Here is a 24320-nt window from a genome sequence, read left to right as displayed (position 1 = left end):
GGCATCATTCAACACGTTGGTATGCAAGGAACCAATGTGCTGGGTTGCGATTCATAAATATGTGGCTAAGCGGGCGTTTTAGGCGCAAAAATGCAAAAGGGAAACCCCAAAGGCGGAGAAAATTTTTGTTTTGTCGCATTAGTTTTAGGATTCTTTTGAATATGCGCCATTTTCGGAGGTTTTTCGTCGTGGAATAACGGGCGTTGCCGCGTATTCGTAGTTGGCGTTTGGGGTGCCTCTATGCGTGCGTAAGTGTGGCACTGAGGGCAATTCACACCTTCAATCCTTGATAAAACAAATTTCGCGCCCATTTCCTTGGAAACAGACCAACCAGAGGCGGGACATAAAATGCGCTGGCAGCATATTGCGATATCAATCCTTGTGATTCTGATTTTGGCCATTGGCGCGTTTGTGCTGCGCTATCCCGTTATGCCGCCGCAATTAGATTTGCCGGAACAGGCATCATCCTACGAGGAGATCGGCGAAAAGCTGCAACAAGCTGTTGAGCAAAATGCGCCGCCGGGCATTGCTGTCTCGGTGATTGATCGTGAGGGCATTCAATATGCCGCCGAATATGGCGTGGCCGATGTGGCGAGTGGCCGCGAGATCACACGACAATCTGTGTTTCAGTGGTGGTCGCTGACCAAGCTTTTTACCATGGTCGCCATTGTGGAACTGGAAGAGCAGGGCAAGCTTTCACTTGATGATCGGGTGCAACAATATGTGCCGTTTTTCGAGCTGGAAGATAAAGCCGCTTCCCAAAGCATCACCATCAAGCAGCTCCTGTCCCATTCGTCTGGCCTAAAAGATGTTGGCCCCGCTATTTTGGGCTGGGTTCATTTTGATGGCGACCCGCATCCTAACCAAACAAAGTTTTTAGCCGAAAAACTGCCAGAGCATAATGGGATGTTGGCGGCGCCGGGGGCGGAAGGGCATTATTCCAATATGGGATATTTGGTGCTTGCCGCCGTGATTGAAAAAGCCGCTGGCGTGCCGTACGAGCAATATGTGACCGAAGCGATATTGGAGCCGTTGGGCATGGACCGGACCGGCTTTGCCTATTCAGATCTTATGGCGGAAGATGAAGCCATCGGCACCCATCCGCGCGATTTTATGAGCCTGTTGGCGGGGCAATTTGTGGATATGGATCGTGCTATTCGATCGCATGATGCCGGCATGATGAGTTTCAATCACGTCTATAGCGACCAAAAGGGGGCGACAGGCTTGATTGGCCCAATCGAAGATTTGGAAAAGTTTTTGCGCCTGTTGTTGAACGGCGGGGTCCATGATGGCCAGCGGTTGATCACGGCACAGAATGTGGATCGGATGGTACAGCCGATTGTGGCGGCAGCGTCTAGCCCTGTGCCCGACAGCGAAGGTGTTGAGTTTGGTTTGAGCTTTTATCTGAAAGACACAGAGCAGGGCAAAGTCGCCATTCACGGCGGTGGGGGCATGGGCCATGTGGCCATGATCCGCCTTTATCCAGATGCGGGCAAAGCGGTTATTGCCCTCGCCAACAGCACCTATTTGGGGCGCACCATGGGGGATGAACTGGCGGCTAAGTTGGGGGCGATTGCACGTTAGGCGGTTGCGGCAATGGCTTTTTGCGTCGGATCATATCCTTGGACGCGATTAACGCGCCCACGGTGATGAGCACACATGCGGCGCCAATGGCCCACGAAAATTCGCCCATGCCGAAGCCGATCAGGATGAGCGTTGACAGGAGCGGGGCAAGATATGCGCCTGCGCCGAGCAATTGGATATCGCCTTTTTTCATGCCCAAGTCCCATGTGTAAAAGGCAATGCCCAAGGGGCCTAGGCCAAGACCGAGCACGGCCAGCCATTGCCCAAAATCGGCGGGCCACACCGTTTGCTCCCAAATCAAATGGCAAAAGAATGACAGGACCGCCGTGGCCGCGCAAAAGCCAGTGACGGCATTTGTGGGCACGTGCGCAACCCGTCGTGACAACACAGAATAGCTTGACCATGTGAGCGCGCCACATATGCCGATCGCATAGCCAAAGGCATATCGCGGGTCGACTTCGATGCCGCGGCCTTTGGTGACGATAAGCACTGCGCCGCCGAGACCCAACAACGCCCCCAAGACGTGATGCGGTTTAAGCTTTTCGCCTGGCAACAGCGCCGAAAACAGGACGATCAGCAAAGGCCATAAATAGTTGATCAAGCCAGCATCCACCGGCGGGGCGTTGCGCAAGGACGTGAAATAGAAGAAATGGTAGCCGAACAGGCCACCAATGCCGAGCAGCCATACCAAGACAGGTTGTTTCATCTGCTTTATGGCGTTTGGGTTTTTGACCCATCTGGTGGCACCAACCAAGGCGCCAATCGCAAAAGCCATGGCACACAGTTGGAAGGGCGGCACACGCCCGCTGGCGGCCGTAAAGAGTGCCAGAAACGACCAATTCAAGATGGATGTTGCGCCAATGAGTGTGGCCTGATTGCGAGTCATTATTTCGGTTGTGTCGCCTGCATGGATGGGCGCTGCGCAAACGCTTCATACCATTCATTCAAATAGGGATAGGGCGCAAGCCAATCATGCTTGCCCAAACGGAAATGCAAATAGCCGATGGCGCAGGCCAGCGCGATTTGCGCTGTCGACAGATCGCCTTCAATCTTGTCCAGCTCGTTTTGGGCCTGCGAGAGCGCGCGATCAATGGCGCAGCCCCAGCGTTGCTGCCATTGCTCGGAGTGCTGCTCTTCGGGCTTTCGCAAATCAATGACAATATTTAACGCGCTATCCAAAAGCCCATCGAACAGTGCTTCATGTCGCCGCATGGCCCAATGGGCATTGCCGTCCTTCGGCATCAGGCGCGGGCCTTCGCCGATTTCATCAAAATAGGCGCAGATCACCGGGCTATCGAACAGGGTTTTGTTTTCGCCATAGATGAGGCAAGGAATTTTGCCCAGCGGATTGAGATGATTTAGCTTTTCGGGCTCGTCCAACGGGCTGACATGCAGCTCTTCAATGCCTTGAATGCCTTTCTCAAGTGCGGTAACGCGGCATTTGCGGGCGTAGGGGGATGCATGTGAGATCAAGAGTTTCATAACAGCAAGCCTTTGGAGAAATTCCGTTTCAGAGCGACAATTTAAAGCCTTCATGGGAGCGGTCAAAGCCCAAACGTTCATAAAAGCGGTGGGCTTCAGGACGATTTTTTGAGGAGGTCAGCTGCACCATGCCCGCGCCTTTCGATTTGGCGAAGGCAATCGCCCACTCGATCATTTCGCCGCCCAGGCCTTGGCCACGCCGGTCCGCGCGAATATGGACGCCTTCCAATTGCGCCCGCAGGCGACCGCGCCCCGCCAAACCTTGCAGCAAATTGATCTGCATGCAGCCGATTTTCTCACCATCCAGTTCGGCGATGAAGAACATGTTGTTCGGGTCTTGCTCGATCAAATCAAAAGCACGCTGATAGTCATCATTATCGGCCTCGTCCGCATCATCAATATTCACCCGCCCCGGCGCGTTGCCGCCGATCGATAGGGCCAAAATGGTCGCGATGTCGTCGCGGGTAGCGGGGCGAATGGTGAGATTGGACATGATGAGACCTGAGGGAATGCGGAGAGTTTGAGTCACGGAAATAGATAAATCACAGCACTGGTGTGCGCAATTAAAACTTGGGCTTAGCGTGATGAACGCGCGCAATATCTGTGGCCCGCCACGAACTGAAATTTGCGCTTTGGGATAAGAATGTCATTTCAAATGACGCATTAGTTGTTATTCTTGCGCCATGACAACTGATCAAAATTTCGCATTTGCGTATGACATATTCAAAGATGGCACATCGAAGAAACTTGATGTAAATGCCACCTCCGCAGCAGATAAGGCATCATCGGCGCAGGGCTTCAAATGGGTTCATGTGCAGGGCAATATCGACCAGCTTCGGTCTGTCTTGAATGAGCAAGATCTGGACCCGCTTGTTGTGAATGCGCTTTCAGCAGAAGAGACGCGGCCGCGGTGCACGCCCAGCGAGAAGGGTGCCATTCTGATTTTGCGGGGTGTAAATCTGAACGAGGGTGCGGAACCTGAAGACATGATTTCCATCCGCATTTGGGTTGAGCAAAACCGCGTGATCAGTTGTGGCATTCGGCGCCTTAAAGCGATTGACGATGTGGTGGATATGATCACCAGCGGGCGGGCGCCGAAAACTTCGGGAGATTTGGTGGCCGTTTTCGCGCTGCGGCTTGCTGATCGGGTGGAGCCGGTCGTGGCTGAGCTCAATGAGCAAGTTGATGGGGTGGAAGAGAACCTCGCGGATGCAGAAATGCCAGCGGTGCGCCGCCATCTAGCCGAAATCAGGCGCTCTTCAATTATATTGCGCCGGTATATGTTTCCTCAGCGTGATGCGTTGACGACATTTGAATTGGAAGGCTTTAGCTGGATTTCCAAATTGACGCTCAGTCATTTGCGGGAAGCGGTGGAGCGGGTAACTCGTGTGTGTGAGGAATTGGATTCAATTCGCGATCGGGCGCAAATCATCCACGATCAAATCTTGGATGAACGGGCCGAATTTATGAACAAGCAAATGCTGGTCCTGACCATTGTGGCGGCGTTCTTTCTGCCTGTCGGTTTTTTGACTGGGCTGTTGGGCATGAATGTTGGTGGCGTGCCACTTATGGACAACCCTTTCGGTTTTGCCGTGGTTTGTGGGTTTATTTTGTTTGTGTTCGGGATCGAATATTTGATCTTTAAAAAGTTGAAGTTATTTTGAGGTCTCAAACTGTCTCAGAGTTGAGACTCGGTGCTGTGGATAAACGGTTTGTTCGATAACGGGTTGTTCCGAACCTGAACCGACACCGCTAGCTCTCGGACAGTTCGCCGATACTATGAACATATTTTGCGCATTACATTGGATTGGCTTCGAATCGCAATTTTTCGGCCTTGAGGTGCGAAACTGGGGTTCGAAAACCAAAAAGGCACTAGATATGAAAAAACATTTGGTTGTTTCTATGCTTTTATTGGCTTCTGTCTTCGGTTTGGCGACTGACACGCAGGCGGGTGAGACGTTTTTGCTGCTCGAAGACACAGAGGATTTACCGCCTCCCTATAAACAATGGTGGTATGCAACGCCTGCCGATTACAGCGCGTATAATGAAACCTATGAGGTATTCATACGCGGCGACGGAAAGCATGGAGATTTTTTTGGCATTCTTCAGGTTGATTGCCTAAATCCAAAGAACTCCGAATGGCTTGCTACTGGCGGGTTTCTGAATGCTGAAAGGGTTCCGGCTCAAGCAATTACCACACTACGCTCACAGTTATGCGATGATGGTGTTTGAAGCTTTTTGCGAGGTGAAATAGCGGCGAAATTTAAGCGCCGCCTAGTTGCTATTCAGCCCCAGCTTTTGCATGCGGCGGTACATGGTGGCGCGGGCTGATGTCTAGGTCTTTGGCGGCGATGGAAACATTGCCAATGGTGCGGGCGAGTGCGCGGCGGAATTTTGACTTTCCGGCACTTTTCAAATTGGGGTGTAGTGAGCACCTTTATTTGGTGTCGGAACCATCGGTGATCACTTCTCTTATGATAAATTTGCTTCCGAAGGGAACATTGCCGACATAGAGCTCACTGCCGTTCGAGAAATTCTTGCCGAACGCATATCGTCCCTTTTTGTCGAAAACTATATAAAGAAAAGTCGTCATAGTTGAGCCGATGGTGAACGCGAAGCAAATAAAAAAACCGAAACCAGACATCATAGCTAGAAAATCTTCTTCCAATTCAAGCAAGACGAGAGTGGCCAGCGCAAATATCAAAAGCAATGCCGTGGAGATGACAACCCTAGCCTTAGTGGCGTAGGTCTCATTTCTGAGTTGTTCTGGCGTTTTGTTCATTTTCGGGTTGGTCGGGGTGACTTCGTATAGCCACTTTATCTGCCAGATAGTTAGAGCGACAAAGCCGAATGCTAGTAGAACTAAGATTTCCATGAGTATAGGTTTCAGAGCAATTTCTGTTGAGTTTAGTGTTTAACTTATCTCTCTTTTGACCAAAAATGGAAGCTGCGAATTTTTAGGCTTCATTCTGTCTCAGAATTGAGACTCGGCGCTGTGGAAAAAAGTTTTCTGGCGCAGAGTTGAGACAAATCAGCAAGCAAAAGGCGCAGAAATGATCTGCGCCATTTTTGTGTGCAGCCCCGCTTAGTTCGACGAGATACCCAGCTTCTGCATGCGGCGGTACATGGTGGCGCGGCTGATGCCTAGGTCTTTGGCGGCGAGGGAGACGTTGCCTTTGGTGCGGGCGAGGGCGCGGCGGAATTCTGACTTTTCGGCGCTTTGCAGATTGGTTCGGGCCTCGCCTGTTTGCACAATATCACTGATGGGCGTTGGGTCGGCCAGCATGGCCTGATCGACGCCGAAGGCGCGGCGGGCGTGGCGGTTGGCACCGATGACGAGATCGTCTTGATCGACAGCGAACAGAGCGGTGGCGTTCAAATCCTCGGTGGGGGCAATGATGACCCGTGCATCGTTATAAGTGGCGCGGAAATAGTCTTGCTCGATGCGCTGGGCGGTGTCGGCCACCACCTTGCCGAACACATGGGCGATGCCGCTGGTCATGTCGTTGCGGCAACTGGAAATGTCGAGTACGGCGATCATTTTGCCTTCATTATCAAAGACTGGCGCGCCCATGCAGCTCATCATGGTGTTTTGACTTTTGAAATGCTGGTCGCGGTGGATGACCACCGGGCGTTGCTCTGCCGCGCAGGTGCCAATGCCATTGGTGCCTTGGTTGGCTTCGCTCCAAATAGCGCCTTTGGTGAGGCCCCATTGGTTGAACATCATATCGTCGCCCGCTTGCGAATGGGCGTTGAGAATAACCCCATCCATATCGGACAGTACGACGCAGCAGCCGGATTGGCTGACGGTTTGGAATAGCTTTTCGAGGGTGGGGCGGGCCACATGCATCAGAAAATCGAGTTGGCCAAGCGCTTCGCCCAGCTCGGTGCTGGATACTTGTTCGGCGCGTAGTTTCTGCTCTGGCGTTAGGCCATAATGCAGCATGGAACGTCGCCAGGATGCGGCCAAACTAGACTGAGTTGCACTGCGATCTTTTTCGACAATTGAACGGACATAATCCGCATGCGAACGCGTGGTTGCCATTATCAAAGTCCTCCCAGCTAAAAGATTAGCAGAAGAGATTGCGCTGCAATAGGGGGGTAAATCCGCTCTGGGGGTGTGGAAGGCGATTTGCGACCCAATCTGTCGCGAAAGTGAGACAGGTTGAGACGGTGCGATGTTGTGGATGGGCTGACCTTGGTTAGTGCCCCATGCATGGTGATCTTCACCCCTTTTGGGAGAAAGGGATTTGAGGAGGATAGAATGAACAAGATTGATATTACCAAATCTGCATCGCGCATCTACAAAGCGAAATATGGCAACTTCATCAATGGTGAATTTGTGGAGCCGAAATCTGGCAAATATTTCGAAAACACCTCGCCGGTGAATGGCCAAGTGCTGTGCGAAGTGGCGCGCTCGAATGAAGCGGATATTGAAGCGGCGCTGGATGCAGCGCATGCGGCGAAAGATGCCTGGGGCCGCACCAGCCAGGCAGAGCGGGCGGTGATGCTCAACAAGATTGCGGACATTATGGAAGCCAATCTGGACCTGTTGGCGGAAGCCGAGACATGGGACAATGGCAAGCCGATCCGCGAAACAACCGCCGCTGATTTGCCGTTGGCGATTGACCATTTCCGCTATTTTGGTGGGGTGATCCGGGCGCAGGAAGGCTCGATTGCCGAAATCGACAATGACACGATTGCCTATCACTTCCATGAGCCATTGGGCGTTGTGGGGCAGATCATTCCGTGGAACTTCCCGATTTTGATGGCGACGTGGAAACTGGCCCCGGCATTGGCTGCGGGCAACTGCGTGGTGCTAAAGCCAGCGGAGCAAACCCCGGCCTCCATCATGGTGTTGCTGGAATTGATCGCGGATGTGTTGCCGAAGGGCGTGCTGAACGTGGTGAACGGGTTCGGCCTTGAAGCGGGCAAGCCTTTGGCGTCCAGCAAGCGGATTGCCAAAATCGCCTTTACTGGCGAGACCACAACAGGCCGCCTGATCATGCAATATGCCAGCCAGAACATCATTCCAGTGACGCTGGAATTGGGCGGCAAGTCTCCGAACATTTTCTTTAAAGATGTCACCCGCGAGGATGATGATTATTTCGACAAGGCGATTGAAGGCTTTGTGATGTTTGCGCTGAACCAGGGCGAAGTGTGCACCTGCCCAAGCCGTGCACTGATCCATGAAGACATTTATGATGAATTTATGGAGCGGGCTTTGAAGCGGGTGAACGCGATTGTGCAGGGTAACCCACTGGATTCAGCCACGATGATTGGCGCGCAGGCGTCATCAGAGCAGCTTGAGAAAATCTTGTCTTATCTCGATATTGGCCGTCAGGAAGGCGCGGAAGTGCTTGCCGGTGGCGGGCAGGCGCATTTGGGCGGTGATCTGGAGAACGGCTATTACGTTCAGCCGACCGTGTTTAAAGGCGATAACAAGATGCGCATTTTCCAAGAAGAGATTTTTGGACCTGTTGTGTCTGTGACCACCTTTAAGGACAATGATGAGGCGCTTTCCATTGCCAATGACACGCTTTATGGCCTGGGTGCTGGCGTGTGGAGCCGCGATGCGAACACTTGCTATCGCTTTGGTCGCGCCATTCAGGCCGGTCGCGTGTGGACCAACTGCTACCATGCTTACCCAGCCCATGCGGCGTTTGGTGGCTATAAGCAATCTGGCATTGGCCGTGAGAACCATTTGAAAATGCTGGATCATTATCAGCAAACCAAAAATATGCTGGTGAGCTATGCGCCACAAAAGCTTGGTTTCTTTTGATCGAACGGTGCGGGGCTGAGCGATCAGCCCCATTCCTTGAGGGGGCAACATGACACAGCAAAAGGTTACCGCGACGGATGCGGCGCTTGAATTGATTGAAGAGATCAAGCGCGATCACGGCCCGATCATGTTTCATCAATCCGGCGGCTGTTGCGACGGTTCTTCGCCCATGTGCTATGCGCAGGGGGATCTGATGATCAGCGATGATGATGTGCTGTTGGGTGAGATTGGCGGTGCGCCCTTCTATATTGGCGGCGATCAATTTGAGGCGTGGAAGCACACCAATTTGATCATCGACGTGGTGCCCGGACGTGGCGGCATGTTTTCCCTCGACAATGGACGCGAGAAACGCTTTCTCACGCGTTCAGAAATTTGCTCGCTTTAGTTTCACTCTCTCCTTCCTAGGGTTTGAGCAGCATGGTCCGGTGCGTACCCCCGCATCGGACCATATTTATCCCCGTCATTTTTCTGGTAAGATGCGCCCCTATTTTAGTGCGCGTTTTTTATTTTTACTTTGGCAGGGAGGGATCTCATGGCGGAGATTAAATTTGCCGTATGGAATATGGAGTGGCTGAATAATCTTTTCACCGGTGGCAGCAATGGCGCACCGAGCGTTTTTAAAGATGATGCTGATTTCGCGGATCGCAACAAGAAGGTGACCATTGCCGAACGCAAGGCCGATATTGCGTTGGCGTTGCAGCATATCAATGCCGATTTGATGGTAATTGTGGAGGGGCCGAACAAAACTGAAGAATTGCAGCTTTTGTTTGATGAGCTGGCCCCCGGCGATTGGCAATGTTTTATCCAGACGTCGAAATCAATCAACGGGCCGGGCCGCACGGATGTGTGGAGTTCGTCGCAATGTGTGGGCATTGCGGTGCGCGTTGATGGCAACAAGTTTGATGCGCCAACGCCGATGCGCATTTTTGACAGCATGGATGAGAATAGCGGCGCAATTTTTGAGGCGAGCGAGCCGTTCTGGATGGATGTGGGCACCGATAAAATCCCCGAATGGTTTCGGTTTGAGCGGCGTCCCGTCTATGCTGAAATCAAGTTGGTGGATGGCAAAATCTTTCGCGTGGTGGGGCTGCACCTCAAAAGCAAGGGCATTTTTTCGGCCCATGAATGGTCGCGCTGGTGGGCGATGGCGGATGCGAACCGGGAACGGTTGCTGGCGCAATGTCGGCAGTTTCGCATGGCGTTTTTGGACGGCTATTTATCGGACGACGAGACCAAAGATATCCCGTTGATCGTGTGCGGTGACATTAATGATGGCCCCGGTTTTGACACCAGCGAAATGAAGCTAAAAGCGAGCGGGGTGGAAAGCCTGATGGGCTCGGTGTGGCACCCGGATTTGGTGCTGGGCAATGCGCTATTTGATCGGTTGAGCGATAAAGACAAGGCGCGGCTGAACTTTGAAGATAATTCCACAACCTCGTTTGCCGATCCGATATTTAACCACACCTATCATCGGGTGTGGATTGACCACATTCTTTACAGCCGCAATGGGCCGGATGATTGGGTGAAGGATGCGGATATTTTACGCCAGATTGGTGATGATGGCCCGAAATATTATCAAATATCGGACCATTATCCGGTGGTGGCGCACATTGCGCTCTAAGCTCTTGGTGCGCCCGGCCTAGGCAGGGTGCTCCATATTTCGCGCGGCCTCATCGCAAATTTCATACCATGAGGGTTTTTCGGCGACGAATTCATGCATCTGGTTTTTCAGATCAAGTTCGCTGTCGATCGCATTGGCAGCGATGGGGAAGCTATCGTCATTTGAAAGAATTTCGCCCAGTGACGTGCCGCAGTTTTTGCAGAAATTGCGCTCATATTTATAGGGCGCTTCTGGCTTGTATGTGGCCACCTGGTCTTTGCCTTGCACCCAAACCAAATCGTCTTTTTTGACAAAGATGATCGCGCTGGCGCCCACCTTTCGGCAGCGAGAACAATGGCATGTGCCCAGCATGGAGGGTTTGTTTTTGAGCTCGAACTTCACCGTGCCGCAACAACAGCTTCCTTTGATCATGTTTTTTCTTTCACTTTGGATGTCGGTTAAACTGATTTGAATTTCAGTTGGAACATAAAGTGAACAAAATAGAGTCGTCAAGCTGGAATGTTTGTTTTGAAGCCAGCGGTTTTGATCGTTGTTGTGTGCCGCATTGCTTCAACAAAAAACCGCACCCAAGTGTCTTTGGGTGCGGCGCGTTTTGAAAATGTGATTTTGAATTAGTACCAATCGCCCATTTTGACTTCAGCAGCGGCGCCAACCATATTGGCGAACTCTGCGGGGTCTTGCGTGCCATTGTCACGACCGCGATAGTGATAGGGGTAAACCACTTTTGGTTTGAACTCTGCCACGGCGGAAGCGGCGGCTTTTGCGTCCATGGTGAAGGGCAGGTTCATGCACACAAATGCCAAATCAATATCTTCAAGCGCGCGCATTTCAGGTATGTCTTCCGTGTCGCCGGAAATATAGAGGCGGAAGCCATCCAGTGTGAGGACATAGCCGTTATCGCGGCCTTTGGGGTGGAAGTTTTTGCGTTCTTCTGTGGTGTTATATGCCGGGATAGCTTCGATATTCACTTCATTGAAGCTGGTTACGCCACCATTGCCGATTTGCATGGCATTTGCTGTGAGGTTCTCTGGCAACATGTCAAACACAGCCGGGTTGGTGAGCAGCTTTGTGTCATCACCAATCAATGCGCTGAGCGTTTCCGCATTATAGTGATCGCCATGTTCGTGGGTGATTAGAATGAGATCAGGTGCGGGCAGATCCGCATATTGCGCTGGATCGCCAACTGTATCCACATAAATCACGCCCTCGGGTGTTTCCAACACCACAGATGCGTGGCTGATCGGGTGAACTTTGATCATGCCATTATCGGTTTTATACTCATGCATATTGTGACCATCTGCCAAAGCGCTAAAAGGTACAAATGTGATGCCGCCAGCGACGATAGCGCCGGTGCGTAAAAAGTCTCTTCTTGAAAATTGCATTTTAGGCCTCCCTTGTAATGATGTCATTGTTACGCGGAATTGTGGCGATTGGATGAGATTAACAAAAGATTGAATTATGAAAAGACTGTTCAATTTTTTGGGGCATAAAAAAGGGCAGCGTGATAAAACGCCGCCCTACAAGCCAGGTTAGGATGCTTGATTTCGTTTGCGTTACAGCGTGATGCGATAGGTTCCGAACCCGCTATCCGCTTGGCCCACATAGTCGATCTTCACCGCTGTGACGTCTTCCACATGAGCCTTTGCATTTGGACCAGTTTCAAACAAAACAGTTGTGTTGTCGAGAGGGGCGAGGGACCAATTGCTATCGGCCTGTGGGTTGATCGTGCCTTTTTCAACGATGTAGCGCACGATCACATCGCGGTTGGTGTCCGGCCCCACAAAGATGATGACATCATCGCCAAGCCCAGGGAAGCTGCCGCCGCCAGATGCGCGGTAATTGTTGGTGGCCACAACGAACTTCTGGTCCATGTCGATCGGTTCGCCATTGTAGCGCAGATCCACGATGCGTGATGCATCCGGGTTGATAGCGTCGCCGCCGCGTGGTGGATATTTCGACGGTTGCGACACGTCGATTTTGTAGGTGACGCCGTCAATCACATCGAAATTGTAAGATGGGAATTCATCATTGATCAGTTTCTGATCAGTTGATCCCGGTTCCACCTGATTAAAGATGCCTGCGGAGCGCTCCAACCATTCTTTTACGCCACGGCCATCGATTAACACCGCGCGCACGGTGTTTGGATAGAGGTAAAGGTCCGCCACGTTTTTAATGGCCACCGGCCCGACGGGTACGTCGGTATAATAATCCGGACCACCACGGCCACCGGCTTTGAACGGTGCAGCTGCGGACAGGATGGGCAAGCCTTCCCACTCGGTGCCGCGCATCATTTGCTCGGTGTACCAAAGCTGGGCTTGAGAGACGATTTGTACCGAAGGATCGTCGGCGACGAGTGCAAAGTAAGAATGCAGCTTGGCTGCGGTTTCGCCCACGGCAGTCCGCACATATTCAAGCGTTTCATCATGGGTTTTCTGCACGGAGGCCAGAACAGCGGGTACAGATTCAACCAAAGGTTTGACTTCGCGTTCTATGCGCTCATAGATCGGGCGCGCTTCTGAGGTGTGGGAGATGATCTTCCACTCATTGCCGCTTTTCTCGATCAACAAATCGATCAGACCCATATGGGAGCCCCAGAAACCGGGCATCACCGATGGCTTGCCCTGCAATGTGCCGTTGGTTGTGTCCACGCCTTCAATGCCGTCATATTGTGAGCTGGGGAACACATTGTGGTGGTGGCCGGTGAACACAACATCAATGTCCTCAACGCCAGCCAAATAAAGTGACGCATTGCCCATCATATCAGTTTGCGGTTCGCCGCTAATGCCAGAGTGGGAGAGGGCGACAATCAAATCGGCGCCTTGTTCTTTCATCAAAGGCACATAGGCCTGTGCTGTTTGCACAATGTCACGGGTGGTGACTTTGCCGTTCAGATGCTGGTAATCCCAAACCATGATTTGTGGCGGCACAAAGCCGATAAAGCCAACTTTAACAGTGTGGGTTTCCCCTGCGCCATCGGTGATTTGCTTTTCCAAAATCTTGAATGGCGGCAGCAGCGTTTTGTCTTTGGTGGGATCATCACCCAATGTGGTGCCCATCACGATGTTGGCGCACACAAATGGGAAGCTTGAGCCCGCAAGTGCTTTTTCGAGGAACGGCAGACCATAATTGAACTCGTGGTTGCCAACGGTGGCGATGTCGTAGCCCAGCGTGTTCATGGCGGCGATCATGGGGTGCAGGTCACCCTCTTTAAAGCCGCGCTCATAGGCAACATAGTCGCCCATCGGGTTGCCCTGGATCAGGTCGCCATTGTCGACAAGCATTGTGTTGGTGGCTTCGGCACGAATATTTTCAATAATTCTCGCGGTACGAGCCAGGCCCATCGTGTCGTTCGGGCGATCGGCATAATAGTCATAGGGGTGGATGGCGACGTGAATATCTGTCGTTTCCATCAAGCGCAAATGTGCTTGTGCGCTATTGGCCATTGCAGAAAAGGGGTGCATGGCAACCAAGGTGCCTGCCCCAGCCGCGCCAGCAAGGAATGCGCGGCGAGAAATAGAGTTAAAGTGAGACATAGTTCCCTCCATTGGAAAAATGCGATGTAAGTAAAAGTCGATCGCTTGGGCCTTCGTTGGCGGGCACATTTGACGCGGTTCGATGACGGAATGATGTATGATTTTTGACAGTTTGGTCAAAATTTAATTTTGGTGCGGTGGATAAGTGGACAGGCCCTCCAGAAAGTGGCAATTAAATTAGATGGTTAAGTGAGGATGATTGAATCATGAAATGGGAAGGTCGGCGGCGTAGTCGCAATGTTGAGGATCGCCGTGGCCGGCGATCGGGGCCCTCTGGGGGCAGATCTGGCCGTCGGGTCCGTATCCCGATGCCACGAGGACGCGCGGCGCGCGGTGGTGGTGGCGGACTTTTAATGCTGCTTGTGGTGCTCGGTGTCGCGTGGCTGCTGGGGATCAATCCCCTGAGCTTAATTGGCGGCGATTTGAGCAATAGCGGCGGGTCTTACACGCAACGACCAAGTGATAATCTACCCATGGCGGATGCGGGTGAGGATCGGTTGCTTGATTTTGTCGCGGTCAATCTGGCCGAGACTGAAGATCTCTGGACATTGGTGTTTGAACAGAATGACATGACTTATGTGCCACCGAAGCTGGTGCTGTTTTCAGGGCAAACCACGTCTCCGTGTGGCGTGGCCAGCGCCCGCACCGGGCCATTTTATTGTCCCGGTGATCAGAAGATCTATCTTGATCCGGCATTTTACGCGCAATTGCGCGATCAATTTGGGGCGAGCGGTGATTTCGCACAAGCCTATGTGTTGGCGCATGAGGTGGGCCATCATGTGCAGCAATTGGTTGGCACATTGCCTGAATTTAATCGATTGCGTGGCGCGTTGCCGCAAGAAGAGGAGAATGCTTATTCGGTGCGCATAGAGCTGCAGGCAGATTGCTATGCGGGGATCTGGGCCAATTATGTTGGTGAGCAAAACTTGTTGGACCGCGGCGATATTCGTGAAGCGCTCAACGCTGCTGAACAGATTGGCGATGACACGCTGCAAAAGCGCACCCAAGGTTTTGCCGTGCCAAAGACGTTCAGCCACGGCACGTCAGCCCAGCGCATGGAATGGTTTTCACGCGGATATAAAACCGGCGATGTGCAGGCGTGCGATACGATTGGTTGATAAAAGTTTAAGGATTAAGCTTAACAAAAGCTAAAGATGGTAGGCGCGTGCGAAGCGAGTGATAATGGTGGCGACTGAACAAGGAACCGCAAATGACTGTTTCGCACACTGACAATGCTATTCGAGCTGGTGCTGAACGCGATGTGACGCTGGATATTTTCCGCGCTGCGGCCATTCTGCTGGTGATCCTTTATCATTATACAGCGCGCTTGCCAGCGACTGTTTTCGGCGCGGCTGAGCCGTTGGCTCTGCCCGTCGTTTTTGGCTGGGTCGGCGTCTATTTCTTTTTCATCCTGTCTGGATATTGCATTTTCTACACGTTGGAGCGGGCGCCCACAATTTGGCGGTTTTTCGCCAAACGGTTTTCACGGATTTATCCGGCCTTTGCGGCCGCGGCGATCTTATTGTTCGCGCTGGATCAGATTGTGCCGTTGCCGCTATTGCCTCAATTCGATTTCAGGCCCACACAGCCCAATTGGACAGATTTGGTGGGTAATCTGCTGTTTTTGGGTGGCATTTTTGAATGGGTCAATGGTTCGTTTTGGTCGATTACGGTCGAGTTGCAGTTTTATGCATTGATCGGTTTTTGCGCCATGGCGTTTAAGAACAGCAACCGATTGGTGGAATTCTTTCACCGATTGAGCGTGGTGTTGGCTATTTTCTGGCTATTGACGTTTTGGGCTGGCCTTGTGTTTGATCCGATATGGAAAGTGGCGACTGGCTTGCGACTGGTCCTGATCGCGCCGTTTTTGCCTTTCTTTGCCCTTGGTGTGCTCGGCGCACAATTGGCCAAAGGCCGCTGGCATTTTTCAAACGCTTTCAAACTACAAATGCTTTTGGCCAGTTTGGTGGTGTTTAGCCAAGCGGCAGGGATTTCGCCCTATTTATTTGGCCCCAGGACTTTGCTGCCCGTGATCATCACATTCTGGCTCATCGTTTTATTTCGGTCTTTTGCCGAAGGATGGCGACTGCCACATATTCCATTGATCACACCAAGTCTGACGCAGGTCGGTTTAGTGAGCTATTCTTGGTATCTGCTGCACGAGAATTTGGGCTATTTGTTGCTTCGCGCAATGACGCCGACGCTGGGTTATGCGATTAGCCTGCCGCTCACAATTGTTTCAACTGGGATTGCGGCGTTCTTATTCTCTTGGGCATTTGAATGGCGGTTCCGCAAAGGTGCCGAGTGGTTTGCTGAAGGCATCTTGATGTTTATCAGCCGGCTATTGCCCAAAAAAATAGGCGAGGGGATGGCTTAAATCCCGCTCGCCTATCAAACTTGTTTCGTTAAAAGAGGTGGTTATGCCGCCTCTTTTTTGTGTGATTTCACATTGTCCATAAAGCGGGCAAACAGATAGTGGCTATCGTGCGGGCCGGGGGATGCTTCAGGGTGGTGTTGCACGGAGAAGATCGGTTTATCGTCAACCATCAAGCCGCAGTTTGATCCATCAAACAAGGATTTGTGGGTTTCGGTGATGCCTGCTGGCAAAGTGTCGCCATCCACAGCGAAGCCATGGTTCATAGACGTGATCTCCACTTTCGTGGTGGTCAAATCCTTCACCGGGTGGTTGGCGCCATGGTGACCCTGGTGCATCTTTTTGGTTTTTGCACCCAGGGCAAGGGCCAGCAATTGGTGGCCAAGGCAAATGCCGAAAATAGGCAAACCGCTTTCAATCAATTCTTTGATGATCGGCACCGCATATTCGCCAGTGGCGGCCGGGTCACCCGGGCCATTGGAGAGGAAGATGCCGTCAGGATTGAGGGCCAAAATGTCTTTTGCCGGTGTTTCAGCGTTCACAACGGTGACCGTTGCATCTTGATCAACCAGGCAGCGCAAAATGTTGGCTTTGGCGCCATAGTCAACAGCCACAATGTGGAATTCAGCTTCCTTCGGATCGATAACCCGTTCTTCCCACTCCCAAGAGCGTTCATTCCATTTGTAGGTTTGGGCGGTCGAAACCGTTTTGGCCAAATCCAGATTTTCGAGGCCTGCAAACTTGGCGGCTTCGGCTTTCAGGATATCAATTTCGAAATTGCCTTCAGGATCGTGCGCGATGATGGCGTTGGCAAAACCTTTGTCGCGGATCATGGCGGTGAGGGCGCGGGTGTCGACGCCGGAAATGCCGATAATATTGTTGGCTTTGAGCCAATCGTTCAAATGTTCGGCTGAGCGATAGTTTGACGGGTTGGTGATGTCGGCTTTGAGCACACAACCGCGTGCGCCGGGAGCGGATGCCATTTTCACTGTTTCCACATCTTCCGCGTTGGCACCGATATTGCCAATGTGGGGGAAGGTGAAGGTGATGATTTGTCCGGCATAGGACAGATCGGTCAGGATTTCCTGATAGCCTGTGATGGCGGTGTTGAAACACACTTCGCCGACCGCATGGCCCGTTGCGCCGAGGCCTTGGCCTTCGACAATTGTTCCATCTTGAAAGATTAGAAGTGCTGTAGCTTTGGTTTCTTGCCAACCCGACATTTCGGCCATTCCTTTTGATCGCTGAATGTAACCGATCCACCATTTGGGTGTGGCTTTAGGGCAGCTCATTGTCTAGCTGCGCGTAGGCTCACCCGATTTGGTCTGGATCGGATGGACACTAAGGGAGCAGGCGCAGAAAATCAACCGATTCCATCAAAGATTTAACTGTTTAATTTCAGTCGCTTAGATGTTTTTATAAAGAGGCATTGGCATAAAGGTTAGCCTTAGGTATAACTCAACCCTTGTTTCAACAGCAAAAGATGATGCTTCATGCGAGACCAAATCAACCAAGCCCTTAAGCAAGCCCTGAAAAGCCGTGACTCAAGTCGATTGGGCACATTGCGCCTGATCAGTGCGGCGATCAAAGATCGTGACATTGAAGCGCGGGGCAAAGGCAAAGAGGCTGTGGACGACGCAGAAATTTTACAGATTTTGCAAAAAATGGTGAAGCAGCGCGAAGAATCTGCCGCTGTTTACGCCGAAAATGGCCGCGAAGAACTGGCTGAGCAGGAACGGGCTGAGATCAAAACCATTCAGGATTTCTTGCCCAAGCCTTTGAGCGAAGACGAAGTGGACGCCGCCATTGACGAGGCCATTGCGCAAACTGAGGCGCAAAGCCTGAAAGATATGGGCAAAGTTGTGGGTATTTTGAAAGCCAAATATCCGGGCCGTATCGATTTTGGCCAAGCCTCCAAAAATGTGAAAGCCAAACTGAACGGCTAAACATGTCAGTATTTGAGCCTCAACTAACCCCAATTTCCGAAGGTCATGTGGCGGCATTGCTGCGCTTTGAGCGGGGTAATGGCGATTATTTCGCCGAGTTTGTGCCCAAGCGACCACTGCGCATGCTCACAGATGAGGGCATGGCGGAAGCGGTGAACATCCTTTGCGAAGAAGCGAAGACGGGGCGAGGCGCCTACTATGTTGTCTTTGACGGCGATGACATCGTGGCGCGGTTGAACCTTGTTTACGATGGGGAGCGGGCAGACCTCGGCTATCGCGTGGCCCAAAGCCATGCGGGGCAGGGGGTGGCCACCGCCATGGTGCGGCAGGCGCTTGAAAAGCTGCGCGACGATGGATTTGATGTGGCCACGGCGCACGCTTTATCGTCCAACCCCGCTTCAATCCGCGTGTTGGAGAAGTGTGGCTTTGGCGTTTCCCGAATTGATCAGGATGGTGGCGCGGCATTTGGCTTTGAGGGCGATATTGTCCACCTTGAGCAGATGCTGATCGTCGAACCTGTTTGACTTGCACCATTGGGTATTTGCTTTTCCGTTCCCGAGCGCATTAGATAGTTCTATTGTCACTTATTGAAACAATGGCACCTCAATGTCGGGGTGCCCGGAGGCGAGCATGCGGCATTTTATTTTAGGTCTTTTTTTGAGCTTGGGTTTGGCGGGCGGTGCCCATGGGCAGGCGGCACAGCCATCGGAACTGAGCGCCATTCTGGCAGAACAGGGCGTTTCTAGCGGTCTCGATTATGCTGCCGAACAGGAAAACAGCGCCCGCAAAAGCTTTATGCTTGGCGCGTTGCACACGTTAGATGCGGTACAATATATGCTGCATTCGCGTTATGAAAATTATTCAGGACGCTTGCCGTTGGTGCCGGGCGGCCAGACTGTCCTGCGGGTAAATCCCAATTCAGAATTTGACCCCGCCTTTATCGAAATCGGCCTGACTGGCGCGCTGGAACGCCTGGCCGAGGCGGAGCGGGCGCTTGCAGACATAGGTGAAGACGAACTTGCGCTGACGATTGATTTGAATGATGTGTGGTTCGATGTGGATAAGGACGGGGTGCGCGCGCCTGACGAATCCATGGGCATGTTTATGGCCGGGTTCTTTGATATGCGGCAGGCCGCAGACGTAGAGTTGCCGATTGTGCAGTTTGATCGTGCCGACGCGCAATGGCTGTTGGCTTACACACGTGTGATGCAGGGCATGGCAGAAATGGTGCTTTCGGTTGATCCGACATCTGCGATCAAGAAGGTGACCGATGGTAGTACCCGGATGCGTGAATTGGGAATCTTGGAACGCGATCCGATATTTGGCGACGAAAACATTATTGATACGATCGCCATTATCGTTACCGCGTTGCATGGTCAGCCGGAAGTGGCACGGACACAAAAGGCGCTCACCCACTTTCAAGGCATGATTGCCGCTAATAAAGAGTTTTGGCGCTTGGTGGCGCTGGAAGAAGATGATCAGGCTGAGTGGTTGCCCAACCCAAACCAAAGTTCTGCGTTTGGTGTGCCTGTGACAAAGGAGGTTGCCGATGGCTGGCAGGATGTCTTGGCCGAACTTGATGCGGTGTTGGCTGGTGAGGCGTTGGTGCCGTTTTGGCGAATCGAGGGGCGTGACGACACCCAAGTGGGGATCAACATCAATAAGCTTTTGACTAACCCAGGGGATTTCGATCTGCTGTTGATGGTACATGGTGCCGCATTCGCGCCTTTTATGGAGAAGGGGCGCGTTGTTGATACAGATGTGATGCAGCGCTTTTCACGGATGACGGGCGGCCAAGCTGGTATGTTCGCCTTGTGGTTTAATTGATAGGACACCATGCGATTTAGTGACCAATTTTTAGATGAGATTCGTGAACGCCTGAATATTTCGCAGGTGGTGGGCGAATTTGTATCTTGGGACAAGCGCAAGTCGCAGCCTGGGCGCGGGGACTTTTGGGCCTGCTGCCCGTTTCATGGGGAAAAGACGCCGAGCTTTCACGCTGACGACCGCAAGGGTATTTATCACTGCTTCGGCTGTGGCGTTACGGGCGACCATTTTCGTTTTCTGGTGGAAAAAGGCGGTTTGAGCTTTCCAGAAGCGGTGGAGCGGCTGGCGGGGCAAGCCGGGGTGCAAATGCCCGCGCGTGACCCGCAGCAAGAAGCGCGGCAGCAAAAGCGCAATAGCCTTTATGATGTGATGGATTTGGCAGCGCAATATTTTGAACAGGCGCTGGCTGCAAATGTGGGCGCGCGGGCGCGGGGCTATCTGAATGAACGCGGTGTGTCACCGAAAATTCAAGAGCAGTTCCGGTTGGGCTTTGCACCAGACAGTCGCAATGGGCTGAAAGAGTTTTTGGCGCAAAACCAAGTGACGGCGCAGCAAATGATTGCCTGTGGCCTGCTGGTGGCGGGTGACGATATTGCCGTGCCGTTTGATCGATTTCGCAACCGCTTGATGTTTCCGATTGAGGATTTTCGCGGCCGCGTGGTGGCGTTTGGTGGGCGAGCAATGTCGCCTGAAGCGCGGGCGAAATATCTCAACTCGCCCGAAACTGAGCTCTTCCATAAGCGCCGCACGCTTTATAATGGCCAAATGGCGCGGCAGGCGGCCCATGATGGCAAGCCGCTGGTGGTGGTTGAAGGCTATATGGATGTGATTGCCTGTGTGCAGGCGGGGTTCCATGGGGCTGTGGCTCCCCTTGGCACCGCCCTCACAGATGAGCATTTGGGTCTGCTGTGGAAAATGACATCAACGCCTGTGCTTTGCTTCGATGGCGACACTGCCGGTCAACGCGCGGCGGGGCGCTCGATGGATGTGATGTTGCCGATGCTCAAGCCGGGCCAAAGCGCTAAAATCGTGACCCTGCCCGAAGGCGTTGACCCTGATGATCTGATCAAGGCAGAGGGGCGTAAAGGCTTTGAAGATCTGCTGGCCAGCGCGGTGCCACTGTCGCAAGCGATTTGGAACCGCGAGACGCAGAACGCCAATGTGGAAACGCCGGAAGCGCGGGCCGAGTTAGAGGCGCGGCTGCGCGGCTTGGCCAATGAAATTGCTGATCCATCGGTGAAAAAGCATTATGGGCAGGCCTTTAATGACATGCTGTATCGCTTTTTCCGGCCGCAAGGGAACAAGCCCTATCGCCGGGGTGCTGGCGGCGGAGGCGGACGCAATTCAAATTTTGGGTCGATTAAGACCAATGGCCGTAAAAGCTATGCGCCGAGCTCGAGCCTGATGCAGCGGCTGAAAAGCACAAGCGTCGGGTCCATGCATCCGCGCGAGGCGGTTATTTTGTTGGGATTGATCAATCACCCGGAATTGGCCGAGCAACATTTGGAAGATCTGGCGAATTTGGAACTAACCAGCCAAGTGGCCACGCAGATGCTCGACATGTTGGTAAACGCCGTGGCGATGGACCCGAACGTGACCGCCGCGCAGCTGAAAGAGGCGGTTGAACAGCGCGGTTTGACCGAGGCGCTGGCCACGATCCATGACCAAGTGCGGCGGCAGGGCATTTGGCAGGTACAGGAAAAAGCGGACAAAAGTGATGCCGAAATCGGCTTAAATCACGCTTTGGCCTTGCATTATAAATCAGTTCGATTAAATAAAGAACTGAAAGCGGCCGAATTGGCACTTGGAAATGACCCAAGTGAAGAATCTTATGAACGGCTACGCGACATACAGAACCAACTATCCAGTGTTGATGGCACGGAAGCTTTGATTGAAGGGTTTGGTTCGTTATCAGGGCGCTCGACGCGGGGTCTCTAAGCTTTTTAAAAAAAGCGGAGGGTCGGTCGGCGGTTTTCGCGTATTTGGCGTTCAAATACTCTCCATGGTAACGAATGTGAAATGAGATTTGGATATGCGCTAGGGTAGAGCAAATATCCCTCCCTTGTTCGGAGCGAGATATAAGCAGGCAATTCTGCCATCCCCGCGTTCAGGAGAACAATGAATGGCGACTAAGGCTAAGGAAAACGAGAAGCAGGAAGGCAGCGCCGAAGCTCAAGACGGTCCGCTCCTCGATCTTTCCGCATCATCTGTAAAGAAAATGATTCGGGCCGCCAAGAAGCGTGGCTATGTCACTTATGAAGTGCTCAATGAGGTTTTGCCCTCCGATCAGGTTTCTTCAGAGCAGATTGAAGATGTGATGGCGATGCTCTCTGAAATGGGCATTTCCGTGATCGAAGAAGATGAAGCCGAAGAGCGCGAAGCTGAAAAAGAATCCAGCAGCACCGAGCTTACAGTTGCAACCGGCACCGCCGTTGCGTCTAAATCCAACGCCCGTGAAGGTTCAGACCGCACGGACGATCCGGTGCGCATGTATTTGCGCGAAATGGGCACAGTGGAGCTGTTGTCTCGCGAAGGCGAGATTGCGATTGCAAAACGGATTGAAGCTGGTCGTGAAACCATGATCGAAGGGCTTTGCGAAAGCCCCTTGACCTTCCAGGCGATTATTATTTGGCGCGAGCAGTTGGCCGAAGGCGAAATTTTGCTGCGCGACATTATCGATCTGGAAGCAACCTATGCGGGCCCAGACGCCAAAGAAGAGCCAACCATTCCCGCAGAAGGCGAGACCAATAAGCCGGCTGAGGAAAAAACGGCTGAAGAAAAGTCTGACGAAGGCGGCGAAAACAGCGACGACGATGATGATGATGACGAGTTTGAAAACAACCTCTCATTGTCAGCCATGGAAGCTGAGCTTAAGCCGCAGGTTGTTGAAACCTTTGATCTGATTGCGAACACTTACGCCAAGTTGCGCAAGTTGCATGATGAGCAGGTTGAGCAAAAGCTGGCCTCCAGCACGCTGACCGACAAACAGTTGAAAAAGCTGAACTCGCTGAAAGCTGAAGTGATTGCGGAAGTGAAGTCACTTTCCTTGCACAATGGCCGGATTGAAGCGCTGGTTGAACAGCTTTATGACATCAACAAAGGTTTGGTGCGCATTGAAGGCCGTTTGCTGCGATTGGCGGAAAGCTATGGCATTCAGCGCGAAGACTTTTTGACCGAATATCACGGCAACGAACTGGCGCCGGATTGGGTGGATACCATTTCCACACTGCCAAAGCCGGGCTGGACCAACTTTGCTGTGGCCGAGCGCGACATGATTGAAGAGTTGCGCGAAGAAATCAAAACCCTTGCCACTGAAACCGGCATGGACATTTCCGAATATCGCAAGATTGTGCACAAGGTGCAAAAGGGTGAGCGCGAAGCCGCCATTGCGAAAAAAGAAATGGTTGAGGCAAACTTGCGCCTCGTGATTTCGATTGCGAAAAAATACACAAACCGTGGTTTGCAGTTCCTGGATCTGATCCAAGAGGGCAATATCGGTTTGATGAAGGCGGTTGATAAGTTTGAATATCGCCGGGGCTATAAGTTCTCGACTTATGCCACATGGTGGATTCGTCAGGCGATTACGCGGTCTATTGCTGACCAGGCGCGTACGATCCGTATTCCGGTGCATATGATCGAGACGATCAACAAAATCGTTCGGACATCGCGCCAGATGTTGCACGAGATTGGCCGCGAGCCGACACCAGAGGAATTGAGCGAAAAGCTGCAAATGCCTTTGGATAAGGTGCGCAAAGTGCTGAAAATCGCGAAAGAGCCGATTTCTTTGGAAACGCCAATTGGCGACGAAGAAGACAGCAATTTGGGCGATTTTATCCCGGATTCAAACGCGGTGCAACCGATCGACTCTGCGATCCAATCCAATTTGCGTGAAACCACAACCCGTGTGTTGGCCTCGCTGACACCACGTGAAGAACGCGTGTTGCGGATGCGCTTTGGTATTGGCATGAACACAGACCATACGCTTGAAGAGGTTGGTCAGCAGTTCAGCGTGACGCGGGAACGTATCCGTCAGATTGAGGCGAAGGCCTTGCGCAAGCTGAAGCACCCAAGCCGCAGCCGCAAACTGCGTAGCTTCTTGGATAGCTAAGGTAATTTGCTTTAGATTTGAGAAATTAAAAGGCGCTCCTGATGGGGCGCCTTTTTTGTGGTT

The 24320-nt window shown here is 52.4% G+C and carries 22 protein-coding genes; 13 read left to right on the top strand and 9 right to left on the bottom strand.

The window, feature by feature from the left end; genetic code table 11:
• Nucleotides 1–315 precede the first annotated feature (315 nt).
• On the top strand, nt 316–1584 hold the full coding sequence (locus tag G549_RS0107640; RefSeq protein WP_027834534.1) for a serine hydrolase domain-containing protein: 1269 nt from the start codon (nt 316–318) through the stop codon (nt 1582–1584).
• Here the strand turns inward: G549_RS0107640 and yddG are convergent.
• From yddG to G549_RS0107625, 3 genes are read right to left on the bottom strand one after another with little or no spacing between them, the layout of a single operon-like run.
• Complete coding sequence (gene yddG / locus G549_RS19470) at nt 1559–2470, bottom strand: aromatic amino acid exporter YddG (RefSeq protein ID WP_036221701.1); 912 nt, start codon at nt 2468–2470, stop codon at nt 1559–1561. The two genes, G549_RS0107640 and yddG, sit on opposite strands and share 26 nt — an antisense overlap.
• Nucleotides 2470–3066 carry a glutathione S-transferase N-terminal domain-containing protein gene (locus tag G549_RS0107630; RefSeq protein WP_027834533.1) on the bottom strand — a complete coding sequence of 199 codons (597 nt, stop codon included), beginning with the start codon at nt 3064–3066 and terminating at the stop codon, nt 2470–2472. The genes yddG and G549_RS0107630 overlap by 1 nt, the downstream gene beginning before the upstream one ends.
• Before the next feature lie 28 nt (nt 3067–3094).
• On the bottom strand, nt 3095–3595 hold the full coding sequence (locus tag G549_RS0107625; RefSeq protein WP_210162410.1) for a GNAT family N-acetyltransferase: 501 nt from the start codon (nt 3593–3595) through the stop codon (nt 3095–3097).
• Between the two features lie 154 nt (nt 3596–3749).
• On the opposite strand from G549_RS0107625, the gene G549_RS0107620 reads away from it, so the two are divergent.
• Complete coding sequence (locus G549_RS0107620) at nt 3750–4730, top strand: zinc transporter ZntB (protein ID WP_027834531.1); 981 nt, start codon at nt 3750–3752, stop codon at nt 4728–4730.
• A gap of 214 nt (nt 4731–4944) precedes the next feature.
• Complete coding sequence (locus G549_RS0107615) at nt 4945–5298, top strand: hypothetical protein (protein WP_156905511.1); 354 nt, start codon at nt 4945–4947, stop codon at nt 5296–5298.
• Between the two features lie 205 nt (nt 5299–5503).
• Here G549_RS0107615 and G549_RS0107610 read toward each other — a convergent pair whose 3' ends face one another.
• Nucleotides 5504–5941, bottom strand: a complete 438-nt coding sequence (locus G549_RS0107610; protein ID WP_027834529.1) for a hypothetical protein — start codon at nt 5939–5941, stop codon at nt 5504–5506.
• A gap of 210 nt (nt 5942–6151) precedes the next feature.
• The gene (locus G549_RS0107605) at nt 6152–7111 is read right to left on the bottom strand and encodes a GAF domain-containing protein (protein ID WP_027834528.1); all 960 of its coding nucleotides are present in this window, start codon (nt 7109–7111) and stop codon (nt 6152–6154) included.
• A 219-nt stretch (nt 7112–7330) separates the two neighbouring features.
• Here G549_RS0107605 and adh point away from each other — a divergent pair, with 219 nt between their 5' ends.
• The 3 genes from adh to G549_RS0107590 all read left to right on the top strand — a co-directional run bounded on the left by adh (nt 7331) and on the right by G549_RS0107590 (nt 10469).
• Complete coding sequence (gene adh, locus G549_RS0107600; RefSeq protein WP_027834527.1) at nt 7331–8848, top strand: aldehyde dehydrogenase; 1518 nt, start codon at nt 7331–7333, stop codon at nt 8846–8848.
• Nucleotides 8849–8897: 49 nt separating this feature from the next.
• Nucleotides 8898–9233, top strand: a complete 336-nt coding sequence (locus G549_RS0107595) for a DUF779 domain-containing protein (protein WP_027834526.1) — start codon at nt 8898–8900, stop codon at nt 9231–9233.
• A gap of 147 nt (nt 9234–9380) precedes the next feature.
• On the top strand, nt 9381–10469 hold the full coding sequence (locus tag G549_RS0107590) for an endonuclease/exonuclease/phosphatase family protein (RefSeq protein ID WP_027834525.1): 1089 nt from the start codon (nt 9381–9383) through the stop codon (nt 10467–10469).
• An 18-nt stretch (nt 10470–10487) separates the two neighbouring features.
• Here G549_RS0107590 and G549_RS0107585 read toward each other — a convergent pair whose 3' ends face one another.
• The 3 genes from G549_RS0107585 to G549_RS0107570 form a co-directional block, all read right to left on the bottom strand.
• Complete coding sequence (locus G549_RS0107585; protein ID WP_027834524.1) at nt 10488–10880, bottom strand: GFA family protein; 393 nt, start codon at nt 10878–10880, stop codon at nt 10488–10490.
• Nucleotides 10881–11080: 200 nt separating this feature from the next.
• Nucleotides 11081–11851 (bottom strand): MBL fold metallo-hydrolase, encoded by a 771-nt coding sequence (locus tag G549_RS0107575; protein WP_027834523.1) that lies wholly within the window; start codon nt 11849–11851, stop codon nt 11081–11083.
• Between the two features lie 171 nt (nt 11852–12022).
• A complete protein-coding gene (locus G549_RS0107570) occupies nt 12023–14002 on the bottom strand; it encodes a bifunctional 2',3'-cyclic-nucleotide 2'-phosphodiesterase/3'-nucleotidase (protein WP_027834522.1) in 1980 nt (659 codons plus the stop codon).
• A 206-nt stretch (nt 14003–14208) separates the two neighbouring features.
• On the opposite strand from G549_RS0107570, the gene ypfJ reads away from it, so the two are divergent.
• Both ypfJ and G549_RS0107560 read left to right on the top strand, forming a co-directional pair.
• The gene (gene ypfJ, locus G549_RS0107565; protein ID WP_027834521.1) at nt 14209–15120 is read left to right on the top strand and encodes a KPN_02809 family neutral zinc metallopeptidase; all 912 of its coding nucleotides are present in this window, start codon (nt 14209–14211) and stop codon (nt 15118–15120) included.
• A 92-nt stretch (nt 15121–15212) separates the two neighbouring features.
• Nucleotides 15213–16379, top strand: coding sequence for an acyltransferase family protein (locus G549_RS0107560; RefSeq protein ID WP_027834520.1), 1167 nt, complete (start codon nt 15213–15215; stop codon nt 16377–16379).
• Between the two features lie 41 nt (nt 16380–16420).
• Here G549_RS0107560 and carA read toward each other — a convergent pair whose 3' ends face one another.
• The gene (carA, locus tag G549_RS0107555) at nt 16421–17608 is read right to left on the bottom strand and encodes a glutamine-hydrolyzing carbamoyl-phosphate synthase small subunit (RefSeq protein WP_027834519.1); all 1188 of its coding nucleotides are present in this window, start codon (nt 17606–17608) and stop codon (nt 16421–16423) included.
• Nucleotides 17609–17869: 261 nt separating this feature from the next.
• Here carA and G549_RS0107550 point away from each other — a divergent pair, with 261 nt between their 5' ends.
• From G549_RS0107550 to rpoD, 5 genes are all read left to right on the top strand, one after another.
• A complete protein-coding gene (locus G549_RS0107550; RefSeq protein WP_027834518.1) occupies nt 17870–18322 on the top strand; it encodes a GatB/YqeY domain-containing protein in 453 nt (150 codons plus the stop codon).
• Between the two features lie 2 nt (nt 18323–18324).
• Nucleotides 18325–18846 (top strand): GNAT family N-acetyltransferase, encoded by a 522-nt coding sequence (locus tag G549_RS21265; protein WP_051213536.1) that lies wholly within the window; start codon nt 18325–18327, stop codon nt 18844–18846.
• 106 nt (nt 18847–18952) lie between these two features.
• The gene (locus G549_RS21260) at nt 18953–20149 is read left to right on the top strand and encodes a hypothetical protein (RefSeq protein WP_027834517.1); all 1197 of its coding nucleotides are present in this window, start codon (nt 18953–18955) and stop codon (nt 20147–20149) included.
• A gap of 9 nt (nt 20150–20158) precedes the next feature.
• Nucleotides 20159–22087 carry a DNA primase gene (gene dnaG / locus G549_RS0107535; RefSeq protein ID WP_027834516.1) on the top strand — a complete coding sequence of 643 codons (1929 nt, stop codon included), beginning with the start codon at nt 20159–20161 and terminating at the stop codon, nt 22085–22087.
• Nucleotides 22088–22271: 184 nt separating this feature from the next.
• Nucleotides 22272–24257, top strand: a complete 1986-nt coding sequence (gene rpoD, locus G549_RS0107530; protein ID WP_027834515.1) for an RNA polymerase sigma factor RpoD — start codon at nt 22272–22274, stop codon at nt 24255–24257.
• The last annotated feature ends 63 nt before the right edge of the window (nt 24258–24320 follow it).

This window comes from Maritalea myrionectae DSM 19524 (assembly GCF_000423365.1).
Lineage (GTDB): Bacteria > Pseudomonadota > Alphaproteobacteria > Rhizobiales > Devosiaceae > Maritalea > Maritalea myrionectae.
The sequence above is the reverse complement of the archived record's forward strand: the minus strand, read 5'-3'. Positions and strand labels throughout refer to the sequence as shown.